At 64.9% G+C, this 7,507-nt stretch carries 6 protein-coding genes and 1 pseudogene; 1 reads left to right on the top strand and 6 read right to left on the bottom strand.

Going from position 1 to position 7,507, the window contains the following annotated elements:
• From ACLP2E_RS15095 to ACLP2E_RS15070, 6 genes and pseudogenes are all read right to left on the bottom strand, one after another.
• Window positions 1-857 (bottom strand): annotated as a pseudogene (locus ACLP2E_RS15095) (amidohydrolase); the annotation flags it as partial.
• A 163-nt stretch (window positions 858-1,020) separates the two neighbouring features.
• Window positions 1,021-1,929 carry an alpha/beta fold hydrolase gene (locus ACLP2E_RS15090; protein WP_442466416.1) on the bottom strand — a complete coding sequence of 303 codons (909 nt, stop codon included), beginning with the start codon at window positions 1,927-1,929 and terminating at the stop codon, window positions 1,021-1,023.
• Between the two features lie 62 nt (window positions 1,930-1,991).
• Entirely contained in the window at window positions 1,992-3,761 is a 1,770-nt protein-coding gene (locus ACLP2E_RS15085; RefSeq protein ID WP_442466415.1) for an amidohydrolase, read from the bottom strand.
• A gap of 384 nt (window positions 3,762-4,145) precedes the next feature.
• A complete protein-coding gene (locus tag ACLP2E_RS15080; protein WP_442463332.1) occupies window positions 4,146-4,889 on the bottom strand; it encodes a methyltransferase domain-containing protein in 744 nt (247 codons plus the stop codon).
• Window positions 4,886-5,509, bottom strand: a complete 624-nt coding sequence (locus ACLP2E_RS15075; protein ID WP_442466414.1) for an alpha/beta fold hydrolase — start codon at window positions 5,507-5,509, stop codon at window positions 4,886-4,888. Before ACLP2E_RS15075 ends, ACLP2E_RS15080 begins: the two co-directional genes overlap by 4 nt.
• Window positions 5,506-6,702: an aminotransferase class I/II-fold pyridoxal phosphate-dependent enzyme gene (locus tag ACLP2E_RS15070; protein WP_442466413.1), complete on the bottom strand. Its 1,197-nt coding sequence runs from the start codon at window positions 6,700-6,702 to the stop codon at window positions 5,506-5,508. Before ACLP2E_RS15070 ends, ACLP2E_RS15075 begins: the two co-directional genes overlap by 4 nt.
• Before the next feature lie 49 nt (window positions 6,703-6,751).
• On the opposite strand from ACLP2E_RS15070, the gene bioB reads away from it, so the two are divergent.
• The coding region (gene bioB / locus ACLP2E_RS15065; protein ID WP_442466412.1) for a biotin synthase BioB at window positions 6,752-7,507 on the top strand (756 nt) is incomplete at its 3' end.

Raw genomic sequence — 7,507 nt, 5'->3', positions numbered from 1 at the left:
AGATAGGCGACCATCTGGTTCAGGCCGAAGCTGAGGCGATCGGGGGTCGCCAGCACTTTCATCATCGGTCCGATGATGAAGTTGAGGCCGCCTTCCCAGAAATGGCCGCTCGCGAAATCGACCTGCTCGCTCCACTCGCCCTTGCCCCTGGTCGCCTGCTCGGTCACGCCGAGCGCGGCGATGGCGGCGTCGTTCAGGTAGAACTCGTGGCACGAGCGCTGCCAGGCGGCGATCGGGCGCGTCGCGCTGAGCTTGTTGAGGTCGGCGCGCGACAGCGGCCCGCGCCAGAGGCCGTGATAGCCCCAGGTGAAGAACCAGTCCTTCGAGTCCTTCGAGGCGTCCACGGCGGCCTTGAGCCGCGCGCGATAATCCTCGGGCGTCATCGCCGCCTTGGAGCTCTTGCCCGGCAGCATCCAGTCCTCAGGCGCGATCACCTCGACCGCGAGGGTCAGCGCGCCGAGAACAGGATGGAGATGCTGGTCGATGAGGCCCGGCAGGACGACCTTGTCGGCGAAGGTCCGGTCGATCCGGTAGGGTTGTGCGCCGAGCGCCGCCTTGACTTCGTCGAGCGAGCCCGCCGCGACGATCCTGTCGCCCTTGACCGCGACGGCGGTCGCGGTGGGATTGTCGCGCTCCATCGTGACGATTTTTCTGGCGACGAAGATCGTGATCGGCGCCGTCGCAAGGCCGGAGGCGAGCGTTTCGTCGATCGAGCCGTCGGCGAGCGCCGGCCCCACGGTCTCGGCGACCAGCGCGCCCGCCGTCGCGGCCGCCGCTGCGCACAGGAACTGACGCCGCGATTTGAAGCTCAGCGCGCGGATGGCGTTTGAAAATTCCGGACTGCAGACAATGCACATGGGTCAGTTCCTCCCGCGCGCTCGGGGCGAGTTGCATTCGGACTCCGTCGCGACAAACCGCGCAGGTTTATCCGCCGACGGCGATGATCCGATCTGTTCCGCTTCCGGCCTAGGCAGGCCGCGCTCTTGGACGGGCGGCAAGTCTTCTCGATGAACCAATCCGCTATTTGTTCGCGCCGGAGCGCGCCTGAATGAAACCGACGATCAGGCGGCGCAGTTCTTCGGGCTGCTCGTTGATCATGTTATGGCCGCAGCCGGGCAGCCCCGCGAGCCATGTGTTCGGGCGCGTCTCCGCGATTCTGAAGGCGTTCTCCGGCACGGCGACACGGTCGAGAAGGCAGGTGATCGCGAGCATCGGCGCGGTTCCGCCCATGCTCCAGGCTTCCTTCGGCGTCGCCTCGCTGGCCTTGGCCTCAGCGGCTGCGACCGCCGGGAACTCGCCTTCGCCCGCGTCCTTTTCGGCAAGACGCTCGTTTCCCGGCGCGTACATCAACTTCGCCTGCAACGACAGCCATTCGGCCTTGGGCACGTTGGGGTCGAGGTACCGTTTGTACAGCGCCATCGTTTCCTCCGAGGGCAGTACCTCGCCGCCAGCCCCGACCAGAATGATCGTCGCGACGCGGTCCGGCTTTGTCTGGGACGCGGCGCGCATGACCCTGTTGCCATAGGTCTTGCCGGCCAGATGCACCTTCTGCGCGCCGAGCGCGTCGGCGATCGCCCACACGTCATTGCCGTAGTCGACCAGCGTCAGGCCGTCGATCGGACCGTCGCTCGCGCCAATCCCGCGATAGTTATAGACGACCGTACGAATGCCGGCGGAAGCGATGGCCTTGGCGAGATCCATCAATTGCGACCCCGGCCGTCCATTGCCGGCCGCCATGATCAGCGTTTCCGGTCCCTCGCCATAGACGAAGGCTTCGACGGTTTGACCATGCGCCGAGATCAGCCGGCGCGCATCGTCGCTCGCGCTCGCTTGCGTTATTGACGTAAAATTGAAAGCGCCGATGGCCGCTGCCGCCGCGATCGCCGTGAACCATCGTGTCGCCTTAAGCGTCAAAGCTCGAGTGCTCATCCGTCCCCCCTCCATTGGACCCGTGATCCCGCAGCCCGAGGCCGTGCGTTTGTTCCGATCGTTCAGGACGCTCTGTAGATGCTCTTTCCTTCCTTGATCGTCTCGACGACCTTGAGCGTGATCAAGTCCTCGGGCTTCACCGTGAGCGGGTTGTCGCTCAAGATCACGAAGTCGGCGAGCTTGCCGGGCTCGATCGTGCCCTTGCTCGCCTCCTCGAAATATTGAGTGGCCGGCCAGATCGTCATGGCTTTGAGCGCGGTCGGCGTATCGACGCGCTCCTCGGGGCCGAGCACATAGCCTGAGCGCGTCACGCGCGTGACCGTCGCCGAGAGCACGCGGATCGCGTCCGGATTGGCGACCGGCGCGTCGTGATGGCTGGTGAAGATCATGCCGAGTTTCCGCGCCGAGTTACAGGGCGAGATGCGCGCGGCGCGCTCCGGCCCCAGAACCGAATCGCGATGCCAGTCGCCCCAGTAATAGGTGTGCATCGGGAAGAAGGACGGAAAAATGGCCAGCTCCTTCAGCTTCGGCAACTGGTCGAGCCTCGTCGTCTGGCCATGCACCAGGACCGCGCGCCGGTCCCCGGTTCCGTGCTTCGCGGTCGCGGCGCCGACCGCCTCGATCAGCCAGTCGACCGCCGCGTCGCCATTGGCGTGGGTGAGGATATGCCAGTCGTTGGCGAAAGCGAGGTCGACCGCGTTGACGATTTGCTCCTTGGTGATCGCCGCATAGCCGCGATAGTCGGCGTCCTTTCCCTCCGGGGGCTTGTAATAGGGCTGCGAGAGAAACGCCGTCTTGCCCTGAGGCGACCCGTCGATGGTCGCCTTGGCGCCGCCGATGCGGACGCGGTTCTTGTACTCGCGCGAGGGCGCGATCTCCTTCAGCGACTGAAAGACGTCGGGATAGACGACGACGTCGACATCGAGCAATCCGGCCTCGCCCGCCTTCGCAAGCATGGTGGCGCTGCCAGGCATGGCCCGGCCTTCCTGGACGGTCGTGTAGCCGAAAGAGGCGTAGAACGCCGCGCCCGCCTTGATCATCGCGAGATAGGCTTGCGCGTCGAGCCGGCCGAGAAGCTTGCCGGCGGCGCCGAAAAAGGCGGCCTCCTCGCAGACGCCGTTCGGGGTCTCGCCATCGGCTTCGCGACGGAACGCGCCGCCGGGCGGATTGGGCGTGTCCTTCGTCACGCCCGCCTCATCGAGCGCCTTGCTGTTCAGCACCCCGAGATGGCCCGATTGATGAACGATCAGGATCGGCGTGTCCATTGAAACCGCATCGAGGTCGGCGCGGGTCGGGTGGCGCTGCTCCTTGAGCTGCGAGTCGTCATAGCCGAAGCCGACGATGACGCCGTAGCGTTCGATGACCTTGCCGTTCCTGCCGATCCAGTCGCGCAGGATATGTTGCAGCGCGGGAATGCCGTTGCCCTCGCCGTCGGGCGCCGGCAACAGGTTCGCGGCGAGCGCCTGCAGCCCGACCATGACGACGTGGCCGTGCGGATCGACAAAGCCCGGGAGCAGCGTCTTGCCCTTGAGGTCGACGGTTGTGATCGGCCCCTTGGCCTGGCTTTCGACCTCGGCGCGCGCGCCGACGGCGACAATCTTGCCGCCCCGCACGAGCACCGCTTCTGCGGTCGGCTGAGAGTCGTTGATCGTGACGATAGGGCCGCCGACATAGAGCGTGTCGACGCTCTCGATCGCCGCCTCGGCCGGACTGCAAAGGAAGCCGCTTCTCGCTCCGGCCACCCCGGCCCAGGCGATCGAATGTTTCATGAACGCCCGACGCGAGATGGCGTCTGCGAGGGCGCCGGCGAATGGACTGCAAGCGAAACACATGGCTTGGACCCTCCTCGCGGAAGACAACTTGAGCGTGTCACAGCAAGATGGCGTTGTCTATTGCTTGGAAAGGATAAGGTGACCATCGACGGCAACAAGACGTTTGGCGCCGATGGTTGGCATTGGGTCTCGCGGGGGATGTCGTTCCCTGGTTTGCTCCGTTGACCTGGGAGCGTCCTATGGTCCTGTTCCGGAAAGATCGGGAACGCCGCCGCTTCGGAGAGTCGTGGTTATGCGCGTTGATGTCCGGCCCTGGCGCATCATCGCCCTTGCGCCAGCGACCGGTCGCACGCCGGAACCGGCCTTTCGTACGATTCCCGCTTTCCGCCGTTTTGCGTCGTTCGCTAACGGGAACCAAATTTCAGATTTCGACCGCTTATCCGGCTAAGTCGCTTTTATCGTCAGGAATGCGATCTGAAAGGTTGCATCGAAGGTTCCTTGCCGGCTTGCGAGCAGGCGGCGCAGGGCCGCTGGCGATTCCGGGCGGTGGCCGGGTCGCGGCTTTCGCGCGCCGGTGCGCTTGAAACTTTGCAAAAAGGCCTTGGCGCCTGGGTAGGAGGCGACGAAAGCCCTTGTTTCCGACTGTTCGGTGAGGCCGGCGGCGAAATCCGGCGGCGGGAAAGGCCACAGACCTTCCGAAAGACCGGCTTCCCGGCAGGCGTCGCGCCATTCTTGCAGACTGCCGGCGACCGGAATGGCGACCAGCATTTGGCCTCCCGGCGCCAGAACCGCGCGCCATCGCGCCAAGGCGGCGCGCGGATCGGGCAGCCAATGCAGCATCATGCTCGACAGGATCAGGTCATAGGCGCCGGTCGCGCCAAGATCGGCGGCGTCCGCGCAAAGCACTTTCACATTGGCGAACTTGCCCTGCAAGGCGGCGATCATGGAAGGAGCGGCGTCGAGAGCGGTGATCTCCGCCAGCGGCCATTGCCGCAAGGCGTTTTCCGTCACATGGCCGGTCCCGCTTCCAAGATCGAGAATTCGTTGCGGCGCCCGGAGGCAGGAGCGCGACGCCAGCTTGACCAATTCGTGAGCGATTTCGCGCTGGACCTCCGACAGGGAATCATAGGTCGCAGCCGCCGAATTGAAGGCGCGAACGACCGAAGCGCTGGTGTTTTCAGAACTCATTGGGCCTGCAAAAATTTCTCGATTTTTCCGGCGCAGAATTCCGGCGCCGCCCAGGGCAGTCCATGTCCGCCTTTTTCGCTGAAGAAAAGCGACGCGCCCAGCCCCTGCGCCAGATTTTCGGCCTCGCGGGCTGGCGCCAGAGCATCGTCCTTCGTCGCCAATACCAGTAAAGGCTTTTCGCCCAGATGCGGCAGGACGTCGAAGCTGCGCAAAAGCTCCAGCCCTTCCGCCAAAGGCGCCGCTTCCACCAGCTCCGGCGCGGCCGGCGCGCCGATCGAAGCGCGGAAATTTCTCACGCATTCCTCGGCGTCGCGCGCGAGTTGGGCCTGCATTGCCCGCAAAGCCGCCGGCTTGACGCAGCCACGACCCTGCGCGTCGAGACAGAAGCGCGAAAAGGAATTGATGGCGACCATGCCGGCCCAGTCCGCCCTCTGTCGCAGCCCCCATAAGAACCCCGCGGAATGGCCGATCAGTATATCGCCGGGGTGTGGGTCGGGCAGGCGAGGGGCGCCGAAATAGCCAAGATCGACCCGCGCCTGCGGAAAACTCTTGAGCAGCGGGCTGACCAAATCCCAGCATTCTGGCCCAAGCGCCCAGCCGTGGACGAAAACCAGCCTCACGCCGCCGCCCTTGCCGCGTAAGCCGGCGCCAATTCGGCCAAAACATCGATCAGCGCCAAAATGTCTTCGGCCTTATGGGCGGCGCAGAGGGAGAGGCGCAGCCGGCTCGATCCCTGCGGCACGGTCGGCGGGCGAATGGCGGGAACGAGAAAGCCGCGCCGCTCCAGTTCCGCCGCCAAGGCCAGAGCCTGCGTCTCGGCGCCGACCATGACCGGGATGATCTGGCTGGCGCTGGCGCCGCAATCCCAGCCTTGCGCTTGCAGCGCTACGCGAAGCATTGAAGCCTGCGCCAGCAAATTGCGCCTTTCCGCCGCCATTTGCGGGACGAGGGTCAGCGCCGCGTCGATGGCGCCGAGCACGGCGGGCGGCAGGCCGGTCGAGTAAACCAGCCCGCCGCAACGCTGGATCAGGAAATCGCGGATTTCCGGCGCGCAGGCGAGATAGGAGCCGAAACCGCCGAGCGCCTTGCCGAAAGTGCCCATGGCCACGTCGACGACGCCGGCGAAATCCTCAGCTAGGCCAAAACCGCGCGCGCCGAAAACGCCGGTGGCGTGGGCCTCGTCGACATAGAGCAATGCGTCGTATTTTTGCGCCAGAGCGCCAATGTGGACGAGATCGGCGACGTCGCCATCCATGCCGAACACGCTTTCGGTGAGGATCAGGCAGAAATCGCCTTTTTCCGTTCGGGCGCGCAGCAGCTTTTCGAGATGGTCGCGATCATTATGCTGGAAGCGCATCAGCCGCGCGCCGGAGAGCAGGGCGCCTTGCAGCAGAGAATGATGGGCGAGACGGTCTGCGAGAATCGACACCGGACGCCCGACGACTTCCCGGTCCGCCAACGCCGCGACGGCGGTGAGATTGGTCTGGTAGCCCGAAGCCATGACCAGGGCGGCGGGCTGGTTCTTGGCTGAGGCGATCCGCGATTCCAAAGCGGCGAAGGCCGGATGTTCGCCGGTCACCAGCCGCGAGGCGGCGACGCCCGCGCCATATTTTTCCGCATAGGCTCGCGAAGCTTCGATCAGCGCGGGGTGAAGGCTCAGGCCGAGATAATCGTTGCTGGCGAAATTGACGAGCAGCCTGCCGTCGCGCCAGAGCCGGCCGTCCGCCGCGATCTGGCTGGTTTTCAGGCTGCGCAGGCGGTCCTGTTCGGCGCGCCGGGCGCAATAGGCGCGGAAAATTTCTGTTTTTGCCATTTGCCGCCAAACTGATAGAACAGCGCCCACCGAAAGTCACGAGAACGTCATGACGCTGAACCCGAATTTCGCCGAAAAAGCCCCGATCCGCCACGACTGGTCCATTGGCGAAATCGAAGCCCTTTTCGCTCTGCCGCTGCTCGATCTCGTGCATCGCGCGCAATGCGTGCATCGTCAATATCACGACGACACCATTCAACTCGCCAGCCTGTTGTCGATCAAGACTGGCGGCTGCGCCGAGGATTGCGGCTATTGCCCGCAAAGCGCCCATCACGCCAAGAAGACCGGCCAGGCCAAGGAACAGCTGATCGACGTCGACTACGTGCTGTCGCGCGCGCAAATCGCCAAAGACGCCGGGGCCTCGCGTTTCTGCATGGGCGCGGCCTGGCGCTCGGCGCCCGACGGCAAACAATTCGACAGCGTGGTCGAAATGGTCAAGGGCGTGACCGACATGGGCCTGGAGGCCTGCGTCACGCTGGGCATGTTGCAGCCGCGTCAGGCCAGACGCCTCGCCGAGGCCGGCCTGCATTCCTACAACCACAATCTCGACACCAGCCCCGAATATTACGGCGAAATCGTCTCGACCCGCACCTATCAGGAGCGTCTCGACACTTTGAGCCATGTCCGCGCCGCCGGAATCAGCCTGTGCTGCGGCGGCATCATCGGCATGGGCGAAAAGGAATTCGACCGCGCCTCGCTGCTGCGCGTGCTCTCGGAAATGAACCCCCATCCTGAAAGCGTTCCGGTCAATGCGCTCGTCGCCGTGCGCGGCACGCCGATGGAGGGCCGCCCGGCGGTGGACGCC

Source organism: Rhodoblastus sp. (assembly GCF_052145335.1).
Classification (GTDB): domain Bacteria; phylum Pseudomonadota; class Alphaproteobacteria; order Rhizobiales; family Beijerinckiaceae; genus Rhodoblastus.
The sequence above is the reverse complement of the archived record's forward strand: the minus strand, read 5'-3'. Positions and strand labels throughout refer to the sequence as shown.

Bases quoted from the DNA above. Each gene is read 5' to 3' on its own strand.
- ACLP2E_RS15090 (WP_442466416.1), bottom strand. From the start codon at position 1,929: ATGAGCACTCGAGCTTTGACGCTTAAGGCGACACGATGGTTCACGGCG.
- ACLP2E_RS15085 (WP_442466415.1), bottom strand. From the start codon at position 3,761: ATGTGTTTCGCTTGCAGTCCATTCGCCGGCGCCCTCGCAGACGCCATC.
- ACLP2E_RS15080 (WP_442463332.1), bottom strand. From the start codon at position 4,889: ATGAGTTCTGAAAACACCAGCGCTTCGGTCGTTCGCGCCTTCAATTCG.
- ACLP2E_RS15070 (WP_442466413.1), bottom strand. From the start codon at position 6,702: ATGGCAAAAACAGAAATTTTCCGCGCCTATTGCGCCCGGCGCGCCGAA.